The 19,425-nt window shown below is 72.6% G+C and carries 12 protein-coding genes and 1 pseudogene; 9 read left to right on the forward strand and 4 right to left on the reverse strand.

The window, feature by feature from the left end; all coding sequences use genetic code 11:
* Positions 1-13 precede the first annotated feature (13 nt).
* Entirely contained in the window at positions 14-1,489 is a 1,476-nt protein-coding gene (locus tag DRB96_RS17645) for a sugar transferase (RefSeq protein WP_112449329.1), read from the reverse strand.
* A gap of 380 nt (positions 1,490-1,869) precedes the next feature.
* Between DRB96_RS17645 and DRB96_RS17650 the strand changes: the two genes are divergently transcribed.
* On the forward strand, positions 1,870-4,140 hold the full coding sequence (locus DRB96_RS17650) for a M4 family metallopeptidase (protein WP_112449330.1): 2,271 nt from the start codon (positions 1,870-1,872) through the stop codon (positions 4,138-4,140).
* Between the two features lie 226 nt (positions 4,141-4,366).
* Entirely contained in the window at positions 4,367-5,836 is a 1,470-nt protein-coding gene (locus DRB96_RS17655; RefSeq protein WP_112449331.1) for a nitronate monooxygenase, read from the forward strand.
* Between the two features lie 101 nt (positions 5,837-5,937).
* Here DRB96_RS17655 and DRB96_RS17660 read toward each other — a convergent pair whose 3' ends face one another.
* Both DRB96_RS17660 and DRB96_RS17665 read right to left on the reverse strand, forming a co-directional pair.
* Positions 5,938-6,519 (reverse strand): hypothetical protein, encoded by a 582-nt coding sequence (locus DRB96_RS17660; protein WP_112449332.1) that lies wholly within the window; start codon positions 6,517-6,519, stop codon positions 5,938-5,940.
* A gap of 218 nt (positions 6,520-6,737) precedes the next feature.
* A complete protein-coding gene (locus tag DRB96_RS17665) occupies positions 6,738-7,718 on the reverse strand; it encodes an MFS transporter (RefSeq protein ID WP_112449333.1) in 981 nt (326 codons plus the stop codon).
* Between the two features lie 38 nt (positions 7,719-7,756).
* Here DRB96_RS17665 and DRB96_RS17670 point away from each other — a divergent pair, with 38 nt between their 5' ends.
* On the forward strand, positions 7,757-8,425 hold the full coding sequence (locus tag DRB96_RS17670) for an Lrp/AsnC family transcriptional regulator (RefSeq protein ID WP_112449334.1): 669 nt from the start codon (positions 7,757-7,759) through the stop codon (positions 8,423-8,425).
* Positions 8,426-8,615: 190 nt separating this feature from the next.
* Here the strand turns inward: DRB96_RS17670 and glgP are convergent, their stop codons facing one another.
* Complete coding sequence (gene glgP, locus DRB96_RS17675) at positions 8,616-11,252, reverse strand: alpha-glucan family phosphorylase (protein ID WP_112449335.1); 2,637 nt, start codon at positions 11,250-11,252, stop codon at positions 8,616-8,618.
* 484 nt (positions 11,253-11,736) lie between these two features.
* Here glgP and DRB96_RS17680 point away from each other — a divergent pair, with 484 nt between their 5' ends.
* The 6 genes and pseudogenes from DRB96_RS17680 to DRB96_RS17705 all read left to right on the forward strand — a co-directional run bounded on the left by DRB96_RS17680 (position 11,737) and on the right by DRB96_RS17705 (position 19,419).
* Positions 11,737-13,731 carry an alpha-1,4-glucan--maltose-1-phosphate maltosyltransferase gene (locus tag DRB96_RS17680; protein WP_112449336.1) on the forward strand — a complete coding sequence of 665 codons (1,995 nt, stop codon included), beginning with the start codon at positions 11,737-11,739 and terminating at the stop codon, positions 13,729-13,731.
* Entirely contained in the window at positions 13,728-15,422 is a 1,695-nt protein-coding gene (gene treS / locus DRB96_RS17685; protein WP_112449337.1) for a maltose alpha-D-glucosyltransferase, read from the forward strand. Before DRB96_RS17680 ends, treS begins: the two co-directional genes overlap by 4 nt.
* A gap of 153 nt (positions 15,423-15,575) precedes the next feature.
* Positions 15,576-16,886: pseudogene (locus DRB96_RS17690) on the forward strand (phosphotransferase); the annotation flags it as partial.
* A gap of 236 nt (positions 16,887-17,122) precedes the next feature.
* Positions 17,123-17,548, forward strand: a complete 426-nt coding sequence (locus tag DRB96_RS17695) for a ferritin-like domain-containing protein (RefSeq protein ID WP_112453508.1) — start codon at positions 17,123-17,125, stop codon at positions 17,546-17,548.
* Positions 17,549-17,622: 74 nt separating this feature from the next.
* Complete coding sequence (locus DRB96_RS17700; RefSeq protein ID WP_112449338.1) at positions 17,623-18,525, forward strand: aminoglycoside phosphotransferase family protein; 903 nt, start codon at positions 17,623-17,625, stop codon at positions 18,523-18,525.
* A gap of 42 nt (positions 18,526-18,567) precedes the next feature.
* Entirely contained in the window at positions 18,568-19,419 is an 852-nt protein-coding gene (locus DRB96_RS17705) for a slipin family protein (protein WP_112449339.1), read from the forward strand.
* Positions 19,420-19,425: the final 6 nt, after the last annotated feature.

The following is a 19,425-nucleotide window of genomic DNA, read 5'->3' on the forward strand; positions in this document are numbered from 1 at the left end:
TCCCAAGTCGGCCTCAGTACGCTCCGCGACCGTCGACCACGGCGCGGAGCGTGCGGCCCATGACGTCGACGTCACTGGTGAAGGACCAGTTGTCGACGTACTGGAGGTCGAGCTGGATGGTCTCGTCCCAGGACAGGTCGGAGCGACCGCTGATCTGCCACAGCCCGGTCATCCCGGGCCGCACGGTGAGCCGGCGCAGCTCGACCTCGTCGTACTTCGCCACCTCCTCCGGCAGCGGCGGGCGCGGGCCGACCAGGGACATGTCCCCGGCCACCACGTTGATCAGCTGCGGCAGTTCGTCCATGGAGGTGCGCCGCAGCAGCCGGCCCACCCGGGTCACGCGCGGATCGCGGCGCATCTTGAACATCAGGCCGTCGTTCTCGTTGGATCCGGACAGATCCGCCTTCAGCGCGTCCGCGTCGACGACCATCGTGCGGAACTTCCACATGACGAACGGCTCCCCGTCGCGGCCTATGCGCCGCTGCCGGTAGAAGGCCGGTCCGCGCGAGCCGAAGCGGATCGCGAGGACCATCGCCAGGAACACCGGTGACAGCAGGACCAGTCCGATCCCGGCGGCGGCCCGGTCCAGTACCGACTTCAGCAGGGTCTGCATCCCCCGGCCGACCGGCGGCACCACCCGCAGCATGGCCAGGCCGCCCGCGGACAGCGTCTCCAGCCGCTTGACGGAGACCTCCACCAGCCCCGGGAAGACCGCCAGTTCCAGCCCGGCGTCGTGCAGGGCCCAGGCGATCCGGCGCAGCCGCTCGCCCCCGAGCCGCGCCCCCGGGGCGACGAGCACCAGATCGGCGCGGTGGGCGGCGACGGCGCCGAGCACGACGACGGAGTCCCCTGTCGGGGCCTGCGCCATCGCGGAGCCGAGCCGGGCGGCCACGGGCACACCGCTCTCCAGCTCGCCGGGGCCGACCGGCACGACGCCGACGACGACGTACGGGTGGTCGGTGCGCGCGGCGAGGTGGCCGATGACGGACTCGGCGGAATCGGGCTCGCCGACGACCAGCACCCGGCTCACGGCCTGGGCCTCGCGGCGGGCGGCGGAGAGGTGGCGGTAGGTCAGTTTGTGGCAGGCGACGGTGACGAGCAGAGCGGGCAGCAGGGCGCCGAGCGCGGACAGCCGGGGGGTGTCTTCGCCGGTGACCACGCGGGCCACGGCGAGCACGCCGATGAGAATCAGCCAGTCGTGTACGACCGGGAGAACTCCCCGGGACTCTCCGAGCACCCGGGCCGCGTACCGCCGGCGGAGCAGTTGCACACCGCTCCAGGCCAGGGCCGCGCCGAGGGCGCAGTACAGCGGCCGGACCTGCTGCGCGGCCTCGAAGACCAGGCCGACGGGCACGCCCGCGCCGATGAGGTCAGCGGTGACCGCCGCGGGCAGGTACCAGCGCGCTTTGTCTCCGAGCCCTCGAACCGGATGCGCCGATTCGAGCGCCCTCCGGGCCACTCTTTGCACAGGAATATGGACATGCCTCATGGGCCCCCCTGGCACGTGGTCTATGACGTTGGCGCGGGCCCACGGCTTCCCCAGGCAGCAGACATCCGACGCACCGGGAAACAGTACGACAAACACCCGTACGGTAAATGCCGTTTTCGGGAACCCGACGTCTTGTTGCCCAAGCGTTAGAAGGCGGTATTGCACATTCCGGATATTGGGCGCTTCTCTCCCACACCAAAGTGAATGTTCCGGATACCGGATACGTCTCTTCGGACAACGAACCGTTTCCAGCCAACCTTTTGACGCGCCCCTGACATCACGTCGCCCAAGTGGCACTCTTCGACCGTTCTTCGCACCAGCCCGATCTGCCCGGAGGCCCACCCAGCCATCCGGAACCCCCCTTGCAGAAGGAGTCTGCGTTGAGTCCCACCCCCCAGCGGCGTGCCACCACGGCCGGCGCGCTTGTTGCCGCGGCCGCTCTCCTCGCCGTAGGCATCCAGACCGGAACCGCCACCGCCGACGCCACCGCGTCGCAGGCCGGCTCGGTCGTCCAGGCCAACCCGGGCGCGGCCAACCGCGCACTCAGCGCTTCGGAGCGTGCGACGCTCCTCGCCGAGGCCAACTCCACCACCGTGCAGGCGGCCAAGGGCCTCGGCCTCGCCGGCTCGGAGAAGCTCATCGTCCGCGACGTGGTCAAGGACGCGGACGGCACCACCCACACCACGTACGAGCGCACCTACGACGGCATACCGGTGCTCGGCGGTGACCTCACCATCCACGCCAAGGACGGCGTCACCAAGAGCGTCACCAAGGCCACCAACCACGACATCAAGGTCGCGGACACCAACGCCACCGTCACGCCGTCCGCCGCGGAGGGCCAGGCGGTGGCCGCCGCCGGCGCCGAGGGCTCCAAGGAGGTCAAGGCCTCCAAGGGCGCCCGCAAGGTGATCTGGGCGGCCGAGGGCGTTCCGGTCCTCGCCTTCGAGACCGTCGTCGGCGGCCTCCAGCACGACGGCACCCCGAACGAACTGCACGTGGTGACCAACGCCAAGACCGGCGCCAAGATCACCGAGTGGCAGGCCATCGAGACCGGCACCGGCAACACCATGTACAGCGGCCAGGTGACCCTCGGGACCTCCGCGTCGGGCAGCAACTTCACCCTGACCGACGCCGCGCGCGGCAGCCACAAGACGTACAACCTCAACCGCGGCACCGGCTCCGGCACCGGCACGCTCTTCTCCGGACCGGACGACATCTGGGGCAACGGCCTGCCGGCCAACCTGGAGACGGCCGCCGCCGACGCCCACTACGGCGCGCAGGTGACGTGGGACTACTACAAGAACGTGCACGGCCGCAACGGCCTGCGCAACGACGGCGTGTCCCCGTACAGCCGGGTCCACTACGGCAACAACTACGTGAACGCCTTCTGGAGCGACTCCTGCTTCTGCATGACGTACGGCGACGGTGACGGCAACGCCAAGCCGCTGACCTCCACCGACGTGGCAGCGCACGAGATGACCCACGGTCTGACCTCGGTCACCGGCAACATGACCTACGCCGGTGAGCCCGGTGGTCTGAACGAGGCGACCTCCGACATCTTCGCGGCAGCCGTCGAGTTCTACGCCGCCAACCCGCAGGACGTCGGCGACTACCTGGTCGGCGAGAAGATCGACATCCGCGGCAACGGCACCCCGCTGCGCTACATGGACAAGCCGAGCAAGGACGGCTCCTCGAAGGACGCCTGGTACTCGGGCATCGGCTCGATCGACGTCCACTACTCCTCGGGCCCGGCCAACCACTGGTACTACCTGGCCTCCGAGGGCTCCGGCGCCAAGGTCGTCAACGGGGTCAGCTACGACTCGCCGACCTCCGACGGCCTCCCGGTCACCGCGATCGGCCGCGACGCCGCGTCCAAGATCTGGTTCCGCGCCCTGACCACCGGTCTGTTCAGGTCGAACACCAACTACGAGGCCGCCCGTACGGCCACCCTGACGGCCGCCGCCGACCTGTACGGCGCCGGCTCGACCACGTACAACAACACCGCCAACGCCTGGGCCGCGATCAACGTCGGCCCGCGCATCGTCAGCGGTGTCACGGTCACCAACCCGGGCAACCAGACCACCGTCACGGGCAGCGCCGTCAGCCTGCAGGTCCAGGCCACCAGCACCAACCCCGGTGCCCTGAGCTACGCGGCGACCGGCCTGCCGGCCGGGCTGTCGATCAACTCCTCCAACGGCCTCATCTCGGGTACGGCCACCACGGCGGGCACGTCCAACGTGACCGTCACGGTGACCGACTCGCAGAGCAAGACCGGAACGGCGGCGTTCACCTGGACGGTCGGCACCTCGCAGCCGAACGTCTTCGAGAACACCACCGACTACGCGATCGCCGACAACGCGACCGTCGACTCCCCGATCACCGTGAACCGCACGGGCAACGCCCCGAGCACCCTCAAGGTGGACCTGAACATCCTCCACACCTACATCGGTGACCTGAAGGTCGACCTGGTCGCCCCCGACGGCACCCTGTACAACCTGCACAACCGCACCGGTGGCAGCGCGGACAACATCATCAAGTCCGTGACGGTCAACGCCTCCTCCGAGGTCGCCAACGGAGTGTGGAAGCTCCGGGTCAACGACAACGCGAACATCGACACCGGCAAGATCGACAGCTGGAAGCTCACCTTCTGACCCGCACCGGGGCCGAACGTGAACCAGAGCTGACCCGCTAGACCACGGGGCCGCCCGGGAGGAAACCTCCCCGGGCGGCCCTGTTCCATTGGCCCCTGCCCACGAGGGTCCACGTCCCCCCAGGGCCGGGACCTTCGGCGCCTTCCGGCGGGCCGGGCCGGCGTCATAGTGGAAAACAGCGAACCTACGGAACCGTAGGTTCGGGTGATCCCCGAGGACGTGACCCATGCCGCAGACCCCCGCGACCGCCCCCGCCGCCCGCCACCCCTGGCTGATCCAGGGCGGCATGGGCGTCGGAGTCTCCGGCTGGCGCCTGGCGAAGGCCGTCTCCGGCGAGGGCCAGCTGGGCGTGGTCTCCGGCACGGCCCTGGACGTCGTACTGGCCCGCGTACTGCAGACCGGCGACCCCGGCGGCCACGCCCGCCGGGCCCTGGCCGCCTTCCCGCTCCCCGAGCTCGCCCAGACCGCCATCGACTGCTACTTCCGCGAGGACGGCCTCGCGGACGGCGTCCCCATGCGCACGACCCCGCGGCTGCGGGCGACGGGCGGGGCGCAGGCGGAGATCCTCACCGTCCTCGGCAACTTCGTCGAGGTCTGGCTCGCCAAGGAGGGACACGAAGGTGTCATCGGCATCAACTACCTGGAGAAGATCCAGCTCGCCACCGCCCCCGCGATGTTCGGCGCGATCCTGGCAGGCGTCGACTACGTGCTCGTGGGCGCGGGAGTCCCCGGTCAGATCCCTGCCCTCGCCACGCGGCTGGCGCGCTACGAACGCTGCGTGAACAAGGTCCACGTGGAAGGAGGACCTCATGGGGAAGAGCCCCTGGAACACCTCTTCGACCCCGGCGCCCTGCTCGCCGGGCACCTGCCCGGCCCGCTGCGCCGCCCCCGGGTGCTGGCCATCGTCTCCCTCCCGGTGCTCGCCACCTACCTGGCCCGGGACGAGGCCACCCGCCCCGACGGCTTCGTGATCGAAACCAGCACGGCGGGCGGCCACAGCGCCCCGCCGCGCGGCCCGATGAAGCTCGACGAGGAAGGCGAGCCGGTCTACGGGCCGCGCGACACCCCGGATCTCGCCAAAATGGCGGCGCTCGGGCTGCCGTTCTGGCTCGCCGGCGGCCAGGCCAGCCCCGAGGCGGTGGCCGGGGCCCTCGCCGAGGGGGCGGCCGGGGTCCAGGTCGGCAGCGCGTTCGCGCTGTGCGAGGAGTCCGGGATGGCCCGCCACCTGCGCGAGGAGCTGCTGGGCCGGGCCCACGCCGGCACCCTCTCGGTCCGCAACGACCCGGAGGCCTCGCCGACGTCCTTCCCCTTCAAGGTGGCCGACCTGCCCGGGACCGTCGCCGAGCCGGAGGTGGCCGCGGCCCGGCGCCGCGTCTGCGACCTCGGGTTCCTGCGCACTGCCGTACGGGGCCCCCGCGGCCTGGTCTACCGGTGCGCGGCCGAGCCGGTGGCCGCGTACGTCCGCAAGGGCGGCGACGCCGCCGACACCCAGGGCCGCCAGTGCCTGTGCAACGGCCTGCTGGCCACCATCGGGCTGGCGCAGCGGCGGCCGCACGGCCGGATCGAGCCCCCGCTGGTGACCATCGGCAAGGACCTTTCGTTCCTGCCGGCGCTGGCGCCGGACGCCGAGCCGTACGCGGCGGCGGACGTGGTGCGCTGGTTGGCGGCCGGCGCGGGGCGGCCCACGGCCGGCTGAGGCGCGGGGCTGCGGCGCGGCCGGCTGAGGCGCCCGGCGCATGCGGGAGGACCCGGCACCCCGAGGGGTGCCGGGTCCTGCGGCGTTCTGCCGGCCGGGGATCAGCCGATGGAGCGGAAGACCGAGTCGAGGATGTCCGGCGTCATCTGCCGGGCCGGGGCCTCGGCCGCGCGGCCGCCGTGGCTGCGGTCCTCGTCGTCGCGCTCGTCGTCACGGCGGTCGTCACGGCGGTCGTCGTCGCGTCCGTCGTGCCGGCCGTCGTGCCGGCCGTCCTCGCGGTCGTCGTCGCGCCCGTCGTGGCGGCCCTCGTGGCGGTCGTCGTCGACGGGCTTGAAGTAGACGGAGGCCACGTCCGTGTCCCGCAGCCGCTCACCCGGCTCCAGCGACGCCTCCGGCACCCCGCCGCAGTTGCGGTTGCTGTAGACCACCGCGAGGGACTCCGTCTCGTTCTTCACCTCGAACGCGGGCCGGTTCTCGGTGGTGTGCGTCAGCCGGTAGCAGGTGTCGTTGTCCGCCGGATGGATCTGTCCGTTGCGGCGGTCGCCGTCCTCGTCGGTGTACCGGTAGTACAGCGTGCCGAGGTTCTCGCGGTCGTCGTGGTCGTTGGCGAAGGACAGCCCGGCGGCGGGCAGGACGAGCGCGAGCGCGCCGACGAGAGCGGCTGCGGTGGAGCGAAGACGCATGGGGGGTCCGTTCCTCGGGGTACACGGGTTCCTCGGATGCCTGGTCCGGTTGGCATCCGCGGGCAGCGTAGGAGCGGACGGTCACGCCGGAGCGATGTGGCACGCAGGCGCGTTCGAAGGTTCACCCTCCCGGTCGCCCCGCGGCGGGCGCGCCCCTCGCGCCCCGGATCCGCGCAGGATCCGGGGTGCACGGCCGCGTACGGCGCCGCCGAGGCGGCTCAGACGGCGGCGCGCTCCGCGGCTCCGGCGGCGGGTTCGCCGACCCCCGCGGCGGCCCCGGCCCCGGCCGGGCCCCGCCGGTCCGCCGGGGGCTGCGCGGCGGTGGTGCGGAACAGCACCAGGAAGATCAGCGCCCCCGCGAGGCCCATCGCTCCCGAGACCCAGAAGGTCTCGCGCAGCCCGCTCGCGAAGGCCGCCTCCACCCAGCCCGCGGCCTCCGGCGCCGCCGCCAGCACCTTGCCCGCGCCGTCGGCGGCCAGCGCCTCGGCGGTGCCGTGCGGCCGGCCCGAGCCTTCGAGCCCGTCCGCCAGCCCGGCCTGGAAGACCGCGCCGAGCACCGCGATGCCCAGCGCCGTGCCCAGCTGCCGCGCGGTGTTCAGCGCGCCGCCGGCCATGCCCACCCGGGCCGGGGGCACCGAGCCCATCGCGGCGGCCGCCACGGCCGGGGAGATCATGCCCACGCCCACGCCGGTGACGAGCAGGCCGGGCACCAGCGCGGTCCAGCCGTCCCCGGCGTCCAGCATCCAGCCCTGGAGCAGGGCGCCGGCGCCGATGAGGAACAGCCCGCCGCCGATGGTGATCCGGTACGAGACGGCGTGCATCAGCTTGCCCGTCGCGGCGGCCACGAAGAAGCCGGCCAGGCTGAGCGGCACCAGGGCCAGCCCGGCGCCGACCGGGCCCATGCCCTCGGCGGTCTGCAGCCACAGGGAGACGTACATCAGGTACGCGAAGGCGGCGCCCGACATCAGCAGGGAGGCGGCCATGACCGCGACGAAGGACGGGCTGCGGAACAGCGACAGGTCCAGCATCGGCCGGGAGCTGCGCAGTTCGACGAGGACGAAGGCGGCGAAGGCGGCCGCGCCCAGACCGAACAGGCCCAGCGTGGTGGCGGAACTCCAGCCGTTCTCGCCGACCCGGATCAGGGCGTAGGTGACGGTGGCGGCGGCGGTGGTGAAGGCGGCCGTGCCGGGCAGGTCCAGGCCCTTGGCCCGCGGGTCGCGGGACTCGGTGACGGCCTATGGAGAAGCTGCCGCGCACCCGGCGGGTGACCGGCATCAGCGCCCACACCATCCTGCGGAAGTTCTTCGGCGGCCCCGATTCCTGGGTGGGTCTGGACGTGCTGCGCCCCGACCAGATCGCCGCCCTGCAACGGCCCGCCGCCCCGCCCGGGCCCGGGCCCGAGGAGTCGGGCGACCGCGACGCCCCGTACGCCCTCGACGCGCAGGAGCTCGCACTGCTCGCGGTGCTGGGCCGGGACGGCCGCGCCGGGTATCCGGAACTGGCGCGCGCCACCGGGCTGTCGGAGTCCACCGCGCGGCGCCGCCTGGAGCGGCTGCGCGATCGCGGGGCGCTCTTCTTCGACGTGGAGTTCGTCCCCGCGCTCTTCGGCTACGAGGCGGAGGCGACGCTCGTGCTGACCGTCCCGCCGGCCCGGCTGGCGCAGGTGGGGGCCGCCCTGGCGGGCCACCGCGAGGTGGCGTTCGCGGCGGCCGTGACCGGGGCGGCCTCCCTGATGGCGGTGGTGGTGTGCCGGGACACCGACGCGCTCTACACGTACCTGACCGAGCGGATCGGCGCGGTGGACGGCGTGGGCCACGTGGAGGTGATCCCGTCCCTGCGCAGCGTCAAACGGGCCGGGATGCTGGTGGAGGACGGGCGGCTGGTGGACCCGCCGCCCGTCCCCTGAACCCGCCCGACCCCGGGCGGGCCCTTTCGCTAGTGCTGTGGCCGGGAAGGTTTGCCGGGTCGCGGTGTCCGGTGCGGTGCATCGCAAAGCGGAGGACCACGCCTCGTACTGGACGTACCGGTGTGGTCCGACAACGCGGCGAGGTGCCGTGCCGGGCGCCGCGACCCGGTGAACCTTTCCGGTCACAGCACTAGCGCAGGAGTACGCCGCCTCCCGCGTCCGTGTCCACCGGTCCGGCGACCAGGCCCAGTTCTGCCGGGGTCGCCAGCAGCGGGTGCGTCGGCAGGATCCGCACGGTGTAGCCGAAGGGCCCCGTACGGTCGAGGGCCAGCGGGCCCTCGTACAGCCAGCGCCCCTCCAGGTCGGGCCCGCCGGCCGGCTTGAGCGGGAAGGCACGCCCGCCCTGGATCACGTCCTGCGCGTCGACCCGGCCCGCGACGGCCTGCACCTCGACGTCCTCGGGCGCGAGCGCGTCGAGCGAGACCTGCACGCGCAGGGTGAGGGTGGCCCCGAGTTCGGCGGTGCCGCCGACCGGGCCCGCCGTCAGCGCCTCCACGTGCTCGACGGTGAGCTGCGGCCAGGCCGCGCGGACCCGGCCCTTCCACCAGGCGAGGTCGCGGGCCGCCTCCGGGGTCAGGGCGCGGTGGGCGAGGGCGGCCGGAGCGTAGAGCCGCTCCACGTACTCCCGCACCATCCGTCCCGCCAGCACCTTGGGCCCCAGTGAGACGAGGGTGCGCCGGACCATCTCGATCCAGCGCACCGGGAGCGCCGCGCGCCCGGTCCGGTCGTAGAACCGGGGCGCGACCCGGCCCTCGATCAGGTCGTAGAGGGCGTTCGCCTCCAGGTCGTCGCGCCGGTCCTCGTCCGAGCCCAGGCCGTCGGCGGTCGGGATGGCCCAGCCGAAGTCCGGCTCGAACCACTCGTCCCACCAGCCGTCCAGGACCGAGAGGTTCAGGCAGCCGTTGAGCGCCGCCTTCATCCCGCTGGTCCCGCAGGCCTCGAGCGGGCGCAGCGGGTTGTTGAGCCAGACGTCGCAGCCCGGGTAGAGCTTCTGTGCCATGGCCATGCCGTAGTCGGGCAGGAAGACGATCCGGTGGCGCACGCGCGGGTCGTCGGCGAACCGCACCAGCTCCTGGACGAGCCGCTTCCCGCCGTCGTCGGCCGGGTGCGCCTTGCCCGCCACCACGATCTGCACCGGGCGGTCCGGGTCCAGCAGCAGGCGGCGCAGCCGGTCCGGGTCGCGCAGCATCAGCGTGAGCCGCTTGTAGGACGGGACCCGGCGGGCGAAGCCGATGGTCAGCACGTCCGGGTCGAGGACCGAGTCCACCCAGCCCAGTTCGGCGGCGGCGGCCCCGCGCTGGCGCCAGGAGGCCCGCAGGCGGTCCCGTACCTCTTGGACCAGCTGCTCCCGGAGCACCCGGCGCAGGTCCCAGACGTCCTGGTCGGGGATGTCGGCGACGGCGTCCCAGCGCTGCGAGCCGCCGACGGACAGGGCGTCCTCGGTGCGCCCGGCGCCGATCTGGCGCGCGCCGAGCTTGACCACTTCCGGTGCCACCCAGGTCGGGGCGTGCACCCCGTTGGTGACGGAGGTGATGGGCACGTCGGCGGGGTCGAAGCCGGGCCACAGCCCGGCGAACATCTCCCGGCTGACGGCGCCGTGCAGGGTGGAGACGCCGTTGGCCCGCTGGGCCAGGCGCAGTCCCATCACGGCCATGTTGAACACCCCGGGGTCGCCTCCGGGGTAGGTCTCCGCGCCGAGGGCGAGGATCCGGTCGACGGGTACGCCGGCCAGTTCGCCGCCCTCGCCGAAGTGGCGGGCGACCAGCGACCGGTCGAAGCGGTCGATGCCGGCGGGGACGGGCGTGTGGGTGGTGAAGACGGTGCCGGCCCGCACGGATTCGACGGCGGCGTCGAAGCCCAGCCCCCGCTGTCCCTCCAGTTCCCTTATGCGCTCGAGTCCCAGGAACCCGGCGTGCCCCTCGTTGGTGTGGAACACCTCGGGGTCGGGATGCCCGGTGATCCGGCAGTAGGTCCGCACGGCCCGCACCCCGCCGATGCCCAGGAGCATCTCCTGCAGCAGGCGGTGGTCGCTGCCTCCGCCGTAGAGGCGGTCGGTCACCTCGCGGGCGGCGGCGTCGTTGTCCTCGACGTCGGAGTCGAGGAGCAGCAGCGGCACCCGGCCGACGCGGGCCTGCCAGACGTGGGCGTGCAGGGCCCGCCCGCCGGGCAGGCTCAGCGACACCCGGGCGGGCGACCCGTCCTCCTCGCGCACGAGCGAGACGGGCAGTTCGTTGGGGTCGAGCACCGGGTAGTGCTCCTGCTGCCAGCCGTCCCGGGACAGGGACTGTCGGAAGTACCCGTGGCGGTAGAGCAGTCCGACGCCGATGAGGGGTACGCCGAGGTCGCTGGCGGCTTTGAGGTGGTCCCCGGCGAGGATGCCGAGGCCGCCGGAGTACTGGGGCAGGGCGGCGGTGATCCCGAACTCGGGCGAGAAGTAGGCGATGCCGGCGGGCAGGTCCGCGGCGGCCTCGTGGCCCTGGTACCACCTCCCGCCGTGGACGTAGTCATCGAGGTCGGCGGCGGCGACGGCGAGCCGGCGCAGGAACCGCCGGTCCGCGGCGAGCTCCTCGATGCGCGCGGCGGAGACGGTGCCGAGCAGCCGGACGGGATCCCCGCCGGCGGCCTGCCAGCCCTCGGGATCGACGGATTGGAAGAGCTCACGGGTCTCCGTATGCCAGGACCAGCGCAGGTTGCGCGCGAGGTCGGCGAGCGGCGACAGGGTTTCGGGGAGGACGGGGCGCACGGTGAATCGACGGATAGCCTTCACGCGTTCCACCTTCGCAGGGGATTACGGATCGAAGCGGCCGCACCACGCTGTGCACCGCGAGCGTCACCCTCGGAAGGCTAGCGGCGCCTCCCCCTCCCGGCCATGGCGCCTCCATCGCCCCTCCGGCGGCCCGCGCGCGAGCGTGGATCGGCGTGGACCTCCGGTAGTCCTTTCCGAGTTGACGCAGCATCGGCGAATCTCGGGCCGGAGCTGCGCGACGACCGTGCGGCTACGTACGAGTAGTTAACCGAACACACGGATTGGGCCGGGCTGGAGTGGGCAGGGCTCCCGGGTACGCGCACGGCGCACCCCCTCCCCGACCTCTCCCGCCACCCGAGTGAACGCGGACAGGAGCGGCCATGCCCGCAGCCCAGCCGTCTTCCGAGCGGCTAGAAACAGAGCGAACAGAGCGTGCACTACCAGCCGCCATGCCGGCTGGCCTGTCGTCACCGAGCCCTGCGAACTGCCCCCAGGTGATCCCATCATGATCGGTCGCATTCCCGTGCTGGACGTCCGCCCCGCCGTCGACTGCGGCGTCAGACCCGCCAAGGCGGTCGTGGACGAGGTATTCGAGATTTCCGCCACCGTGTTCCGCGAGGGGCACGACGCCGTGGCGGCCCATGTCGTGCTCCGAGATCCGAGCGGGCGGCTGCGGCCCCCCGTGCCCCTGTCCGAGCTCGCTCCCGGCACCGACCGGTGGGGGGCCCGGGTGTCCGTCGAGGTGGAAGGGAGGTGGACGTACACCGTCGAGGCGTGGAGTGACCCGGTGGCCACCTGGCGGGCCCACGCGGCGATCAAGATCCCCGCCGGGATCGACCCGGGGCTGACGCTCCTCGAAGGCGCCGAGCTGTACGAGCGGGCCGCGGCGAAGGTTCCCAAGCGCGACGGGCGCGAGCACGTGCTCGCGGCCGCCGACGCGATGCGCGACGAGGACCGGGAGGTCTCCGCGCGGTACGCGGCGGCCCTGGCGCCGGCCGCCGCGGCGGCGCTCGCCAAGCGCCCGTACCGGGAGCTGGTCACCGCCTCCAAGCCGCTGCCGCTGCTGATCGAGCGCAAGCGGGCGCTCTTCGGTTCCTGGTACGAGATGTTCCCCCGGTCGGAGGGGGCGGTGCTGGAGCCCGGCGCGGCGCCCGTCAGCGGCACCTTCCGCACCGCCGCCGAGCGGTTGGCGGCCATCGCCGCCATGGGTTTCGACGTCGTGTACCTGCCGCCCATCCACCCCATCGGCAGCACGTACCGCAAGGGCCCGAACAACACCCTGTCCGCCGGGAGTTGGGATCCGGGCGTGCCGTGGGCCATCGGTTCCACCGAGGGCGGCCACGACGCGGTCCACCCGGAGCTCGGCACCATCGAGGACTTCGACGCCTTCGTCGCCAAGGCCCGCGAGCTGCGGATCGAGGTGGCGCTGGACTTCGCCCTGCAGTGCTCTCCGGACCATCCGTGGGTGGAGAAGCACCCGGAGTGGTTCCGCCACCGCGCCGACGGCACGATCGCGTACGCGGAGAACCCGCCGAAGAAGTACCAGGACATCGTCCCGATCCACTTCGACACCGACATGGCCGGCATCATCGGGGAGACGGTCCGGGTGCTGCGGCACTGGATGGACCACGGCGTCCGCATCTTCCGGGTCGACAACCCGCACACCAAGCCGGTGGTCTTCTGGCAGAAGGTGATCGCGGACATCAACAAGACCGATCCCGACGTGATCTTCCTCGCCGAGGCCTTCACCCGCCCCGCGATGATGCGGGCCCTGGCCGCCGTCGGCTTCCAGCAGTCCTACACGTACTTCACGTGGCGCAACACGAAGGCCGAGCTCACCGAGTACCTGACCGAACTGGCGGACACCCGCTCCGCCTCCGTCATGCGGCCGAATTTCTTCGTCAACACCCCCGACATCCTGCATGCGTACCTTCAGCACGGCGGCCGCCCCGCCTTCGAGGTCCGCGCGGTGCTCGCCGCCACCCTCTCCCCCACCTGGGGGGTCTACGCCGGCTACGAGCTCTGCGAGAACTCCGCCGTCAAGGAGGGCAGCGAGGAGTACCTGAACTCCGAGAAGTACGAGCTGCGGCCGCGCGACTGGGCCGCCGCCGACCGCGAGGGCCGCACGATCGCCCCGCTGATCACCGCCCTGAACCGGCTGCGCCGGCGCAACCCGGCGCTCCAGCAGCTGCGCGACATCCATTTCCATCCGACCGACAACGAACAGGTGATCGCCTATTCGAAGCACGCCGGAGCCAATTCCGTACTGGTGGTCGTCAACCTCGATCCGCACCACACCCAGGAGGCGACGGTCTCGTTGGACATGCCGGTACTCGGCCTCGACTGGCACGGGTCCCTCGCGGTGCGCGACGAGCTCACCGGCGAGACCTATCACTGGGGCAGGGCGAACTACGTGCGCCTAGAGCCGGGCCGTACGCCCGCGCACGTGTTGGCAGCTCTGCGACCGTCCCCGCCCACCGGAGGGTCACCCACCACATGATGATCAACGATCCCGTCCACGACACCTTCGAGGACACCCCCGCCAAGGACCGCGATCCCGACTGGTTCAAGCGGGCGGTCTTCTACGAGGTCCTCGTCCGCTCCTTCCACGACAGCAACGGCGACGGCGTGGGTGACCTCAAGGGGCTCACCGCCAAGCTGGACTACCTGCAGTGGCTCGGCGTCGACTGCCTGTGGCTGCCGCCGTTCTTCGCCTCCCCCCTCCGCGACGGGGGCTACGACGTCGCCGACTACACCTCCGTGCTCCCGGAGTTCGGCGACCTCGCCGACTTCGTGGAGTTCGTGGACGCGGCGCACACCCGCGGCATGCGGGTGATCATCGACTTCGTCATGAACCACACGAGCGACCAGCACGAGTGGTTCCAGCAGTCCCGCAAGGACCCCGACGGGCCCTACGGCGACTACTACATGTGGGCCGACAACGACAAGCAGTACCAGGACGCCCGCATCATCTTCGTCGACACCGAGACCTCGAACTGGACGTACGACCCGGTCCGCAAGCAGTACTACTGGCACCGGTTCTTCTCCCACCAGCCGGACCTCAACTACGAGAACCCGGCCGTCGTCGAGGAGATCGTCTCCTCGCTCCGGTTCTGGCTCGACCTCGGGATCGACGGCTTCCGCCTCGACGCCGTGCCCTACCTGTACGCCGAGGAGGGCACCAACTGCGAGAACCTGCCGCGCACGCACACCCTCCTCAAGGCGGTCCGCGCCGAGATCGACGCGCACTACCCGGACACCGTGCTGCTCGCCGAGGCCAACCAGTGGCCCGAGGACGTCGTCGACTACTTCGGCGACTTCACGAAGGGCGGGGACGAGTGCCACATGGCCTTCCACTTCCCCGTCATGCCGCGCATCTTCATGGCCGTGCGAAGAGAGTCCCGCTACCCGGTCTCCGAGATCCTGGCCAAGACCCCGGCGATCCCGGACCGCTGCCAGTGGGGCATCTTCCTGCGCAACCACGACGAGCTGACCCTCGAAATGGTCACCGACGAAGAGCGCGACTACATGTACGCCGAGTACGCCAAGGACCCGCGCATGCGGGCCAACATCGGCATCCGGCGCCGCCTCGCCCCGCTGCTGGACAACGACCGCAACCAGATGGAGCTGTTCACGGCCCTGCTGCTGTCGCTGCCCGGGTCGCCCGTCCTCTACTACGGGGACGAGATCGGCATGGGCGACAACATCTGGCTCGGCGACCGCGACGGGGTGCGCACCCCGATGCAGTGGACGCCGGACCGCAACGCCGGTTTCTCCTCGTGCGATCCGGGCAGGCTGAACCTGCCGGTCATCATGGACCCGGTCCACGGGTACCAGGTCACCAATGTCGAGGCGGCCATGGCGTCGCCCTCGTCGTTGCTGCACTGGACCCGCCGGATGATCGAAGTCCGCAAGGCGAACCCCGCCTTCGGACTCGGCTCGTACACCGAACTGCCGTCGTCGAACCCGGCGGTGCTCGCGTTCCTGCGCGAGTACGGGGACGACCTGGTGCTGTGCGTGCACAACTTCTCGCGCTTCGCGCAGCCCACGGAGCTGGATCTGCAGTCGTTCAACGGACGGGTCCCGGTGGAGCTGACGGGTGACGTCCGCTTCCCGCCGATCGGCGAGTGGCCGTACCTGCTGACCCTGGCGGGCCACGGCTTCTACTGGTTCCGCCTGCGCTCCGAATAACAGCCCGGCCCGGGGGCGGGCGCGGCGAATGGGTCAATCGCCCGCCCCTGTACGGACCATCCTGACCCGACACTCGCCCACACCGGAGAAGCAACCACCGCGATCCGGGACACTTGCGCATTCTTTGACGGCCCGGGGAAAGGACGCGACGCCATGTCGGAGGCTGCATCCGCCCGGAATCGGCTCACGGCCGACCGGGCCACCGGGCTCGGCCCACTGGAACCGATGCTGCGGGCCTGGCTGCCCGCACAGCGCTGGTTCGCGGGCAAGGGCCGCGCCATCGGACGGCTGAGGACGATCTCGGCGGCCGAACTGCTGCCGCCCGGATCCACGCCGGGGCTCCTGCACCTGCTGCTGGACGTGGACGGGGACTGCTACCAACTGCTGCTCGGGGTGCGCCCGAGCCCGCTGCCGCCCGCGCTCGCGCCCGCGCTGATCGGCCGCGCCGAGCAGGGCCCGTACGCCGGCCAGTCGGTCTACGAGGGACTGGGCGATCCGCGGCTCGCCTCGCTGCTGCTGGAACGGCTGCGCTCCCCCGGGACGCTCGGCCCGCTCCGCTTCGACCGGGACCCGGCCACCGTCATCCCCGAGGCGCCGACCCCCCGGCCACTGTCCGGGGAGCAGACCAACTCCTCGCTGATCTACGGGGATTCGTACATCCTGAAGGTGTTCAGACGGGTCGGCCCCGGAGTCAACCCGGACCTGGAGCTGCCCCGGGCCCTGGCCGCCGCCGGCTGCACCCGGGTGCCCGCGCCGGTCGCCTGGTACGAGGCCGAACTGCCCGGCTCCGAACCGCTGACCCTGGGCGTGCTCCAGCCCTACCTGCGCGGCTCCGACGACGGCTGGCAGCTCGCGCTGCACCGGCTGCGCACCGGGGCCGACTTCACCGCCGAGGCGCACGCGCTCGGCCGGGCCACCGCCGAGGTGCACAGCGCGCTGGCCGGGGCCCTGCCCACCCTCGCGCTCGGCCCGGAGCAGACGGCCCGGCTGGCCGCCGGGATGACCGCGCGGCTGGCCGCCACCGCCCGCGAGGTCCCGGCACTGCGGCCCTACGAGGCCGGGCTGCGCGGCGCCTTCGACGCGCTCGCCGCCTCCCGCGGGGCCGGGGTTCCCGCCCAGCGGATCCACGGGGACCTGCACCTGGGGCAGACCCTGCGCACCGCGGACGGCAGTTGGGCGCTGATCGACTTCGAGGGCGAGCCGGCCCGGCCGCTGGCCGACCGCCGCCGCCCCGAGCCGGCGGTGCGGGACATCGCCGGCATACTGCGCTCCTTCGACTACGCGGCCCGCTCGCACCGGCCGTTCGCCCCCGCCTGGGCGGACGCCTGCCGGGCCGCCTTCTGCGAGGGCTACGCCCGCACGACCGGCCGCGACCCGCGCGAGGACCCCGTCCTGCTGCGCGCGTACGAGACGGACAAGGCGGTGTACGAGGCCCGTTACGAGTCCCGGCACCGCCCCGACTGGACCTCGCTGCGTACCGGCCCGGCCGTTCGCCGCGGGCTGCTCGGCCCGCGTCTCCCGGGCGGCGCCCTGGTAGCGCACGGCGGTCGGCGTCACCTCCGAGAAGCGGCACACCGCCACCCTGGGTGCCGACCAGAACTGGATCAGGCTCTCCGAGCCCGCCCTGCGTGCCCTCGCCGAACCGCTGGGCGTTCGACGCCTCACGGTCGACCCTCAGTTCCTCCCCCGCCGGCCAGGTCCTGGAGGCCGCGCAGGCCGCGCTGGCCGCCGAGCACGCGGCCGCGTACGGCTACGGCGTGATCGGCGCCCGGACCTCGGGCGCCCCCCGCGCCGCCGAGGCCCGCGAGGCCTACGGCGGCCACCTCGCGCGCCGCGACGCGCTGGCCCGCACCGTGCGCGAGCTGGGCGGTTCCCCCCGTCCCGCGGAGGCGGCGTACACGCTGCCGTTCACCGTGCGCACGCCCGCCGACGCCGAGCGGCTGGCCGCCGTGATCGAGGAACGGGTGGCCGGGGCCTACTCCGACCTGGTGCGCGCGGCCGAGGGCCGGTTGCGCCGCGAGGCGGCTGACGCGCTGAGCGCCGCGGCCGTGCGCGCGGCACGCTGGCGTGGTGTCGGCGTAGCCTTCCCTGGGCTCACGGAACGCGCGTCCGCGGCGCAGAACTAGTGCGGAACCCGTGCGGGAGCGGCGCGCAAGCACGCGCGACGGGCCCGCGCACAGCTGAAAGGGACCACTCACGCATGGCTTTCGAACCGCCGCAGCGGCTCGTACGGGCGCTCGGCGAGCTGCCGGAGACGGCGCGGACCGCGGACTGGCTGGGGCAGTTGCCCGATCTGGCGGAGTCCGCGCTGGCCCGGCGGGGAGTGCAGGCCCAGCGGGTGCAGGCCCCCGGCGGCCGCAGCAGCCTGGTCGTCCTCGTCCGGTACGCCGACGGCACCCCGGCCGCGCTGAAGCTGGCCCCGCCGGCCGCCCGCCCCGGGCGGGAACTCGCCGCGCTGGCCCACTGGGGCGGATTCGGGGCCGTACGGGTCCTCGACACCCGCCACCACGAGGAGGACGGGGGGCTGCTGCTGGAGCGGCTCCACCCCGAGGTCTCGCTGCGGTCGCTGCCCGAGGCCAAGGCCCTGCTGGAGGCCTGCGGCACGCTGCGCAGGCTGTGGGTGGCCCCGGAGCCCGGACACGGCTGGGAGACGGTCACCGAGCGCACGGCCGCGCAGGCCGAGGTGCTCCGCAAGGCCCCCGCCGAGGCGGCAGAGCTGGCTTCGGCGGCGCTCGCCGCCCGTGAGGAGCTGACGGCGGCGCCGGCCGAGGAACTGCTGCTGCACGGGGCCTTCCGGCAGGGCAAGGTGCTCGCCGGCGAGCGGGCGCCTTGGCTGGCGGTGGGCCCGGATCCGATGGTCGGCGAGCGGGCGTACGACCTGGCGCGGCTGGTACGGGACCGCCTGGAGGACCAGGTGGCCTCCTCCGCGGGGGCCGCGGGCGCGCGGCGCCGGGTGAACAAGCTGGCCGACGCGCTGGAGGTGGACCGGGACCGGCTGCGGGGCTGGACGCTGTTCCGTGCGGTCGAGTCGGGCAACCGGGCGCTGGCCGCCGGACGGCGGCGGGAAGCGGAACAGTTGTTGGAGTTCGCGGGCTGGTTGTAGGGCATAAACCCTTCGGGGAGTCGTGCCCGGCAGGAGGCCGTCATGGTCCAGGAACTGCTGACAGCCGCGATCGCCGCGGGCGTGGGAGCCGCCGTCTACATGGGCGCCGCCGCCCGGGTGGTGAAGCAGTACGAGCGCGGTGTCGTCTTCCGCCTCGGCCGGCTCCGGGAGGGCATCCGCGGCCCCGGCTTCACGATGGTCCTCCCGCTGGTGGACCGGCTGCACAAGGTGAACCTGCAGATCGTGACGATGCCGGTGCCGGCCCAGGAGGGCATCACCCGGGACAACGTCACGGTGCGCGTGGACGCGGTGGTCTACTTCAAGGTCGTGGACGCGGCGAACGCGATCATCGCGGTGGAGGACTACCGCTTCGCGGTCTCCCAGATGGCCCAGACCTCGCTGCGGTCGATCATCGGCAAGTCCGACCTGGACGATCTGCTGTCCAACCGGGAGATGCTCAACCAGGGCCTGGAGCTGATGATCGACAGCCCGGCGGTGGGGTGGGGCGTGCAGATCGACCGGGTCGAGATCAAGGACGTCTCCCTGCCGGAGACGATGAAGCGGTCGATGGCCCGGCAGGCCGAGGCCGACCGCGAGCGCCGCGCCCGGGTCATCAACGCGGACGCGGAGCTCCAGGCCTCGCACAAGCTGGCCGAGGCGGCGGCGGTCATGTCGGACCAGCCGGCCGCGCTGCAGCTGCGCCTGCTCCAGACGGTGGTGGCGGTCGCGGCGGAGAAGAACTCCACCCTGGTCCTGCCGTTCCCGGTGGAGCTCCTGCGCTTCCTGGAGCGCGCGGCGCCGGCTGCGGCTCCGGCTCCAGCGGTGGCCCCGGTGGCGCCGCCGGGACCGGAGCCCGTACCGCCCGCCGCGGAGCCGGACGGGCGGCACGAGTAGCCGCCG

It is taken from the genome of Streptomyces sp. ICC1, from assembly GCF_003287935.1.
GTDB lineage: Bacteria > Actinomycetota > Actinomycetes > Streptomycetales > Streptomycetaceae > Streptomyces > Streptomyces tritrimontium.

Coding starts and splice junctions, on each gene's coding strand:
- DRB96_RS17645 (WP_112449329.1), bottom strand. CDS start 1,489: ATGAGGCATGTCCATATTCCTGTGCAAAGAGTGGCCCGGAGGGCGCTC.
- DRB96_RS17655 (WP_112449331.1), top strand. CDS start 4,367: ATGCCGCAGACCCCCGCGACCGCCCCCGCCGCCCGCCACCCCTGGCTG.
- DRB96_RS17660 (WP_112449332.1), bottom strand. CDS start 6,519: ATGCGTCTTCGCTCCACCGCAGCCGCTCTCGTCGGCGCGCTCGCGCTC.
- DRB96_RS17670 (WP_112449334.1), top strand. CDS start 7,757: ATGGAGAAGCTGCCGCGCACCCGGCGGGTGACCGGCATCAGCGCCCAC.
- DRB96_RS17680 (WP_112449336.1), top strand. CDS start 11,737: ATGATCGGTCGCATTCCCGTGCTGGACGTCCGCCCCGCCGTCGACTGC.
- treS (WP_112449337.1), top strand. CDS start 13,728: ATGATGATCAACGATCCCGTCCACGACACCTTCGAGGACACCCCCGCC.
- DRB96_RS17700 (WP_112449338.1), top strand. CDS start 17,623: ATGGCTTTCGAACCGCCGCAGCGGCTCGTACGGGCGCTCGGCGAGCTG.
- DRB96_RS17705 (WP_112449339.1), top strand. CDS start 18,568: ATGGTCCAGGAACTGCTGACAGCCGCGATCGCCGCGGGCGTGGGAGCC.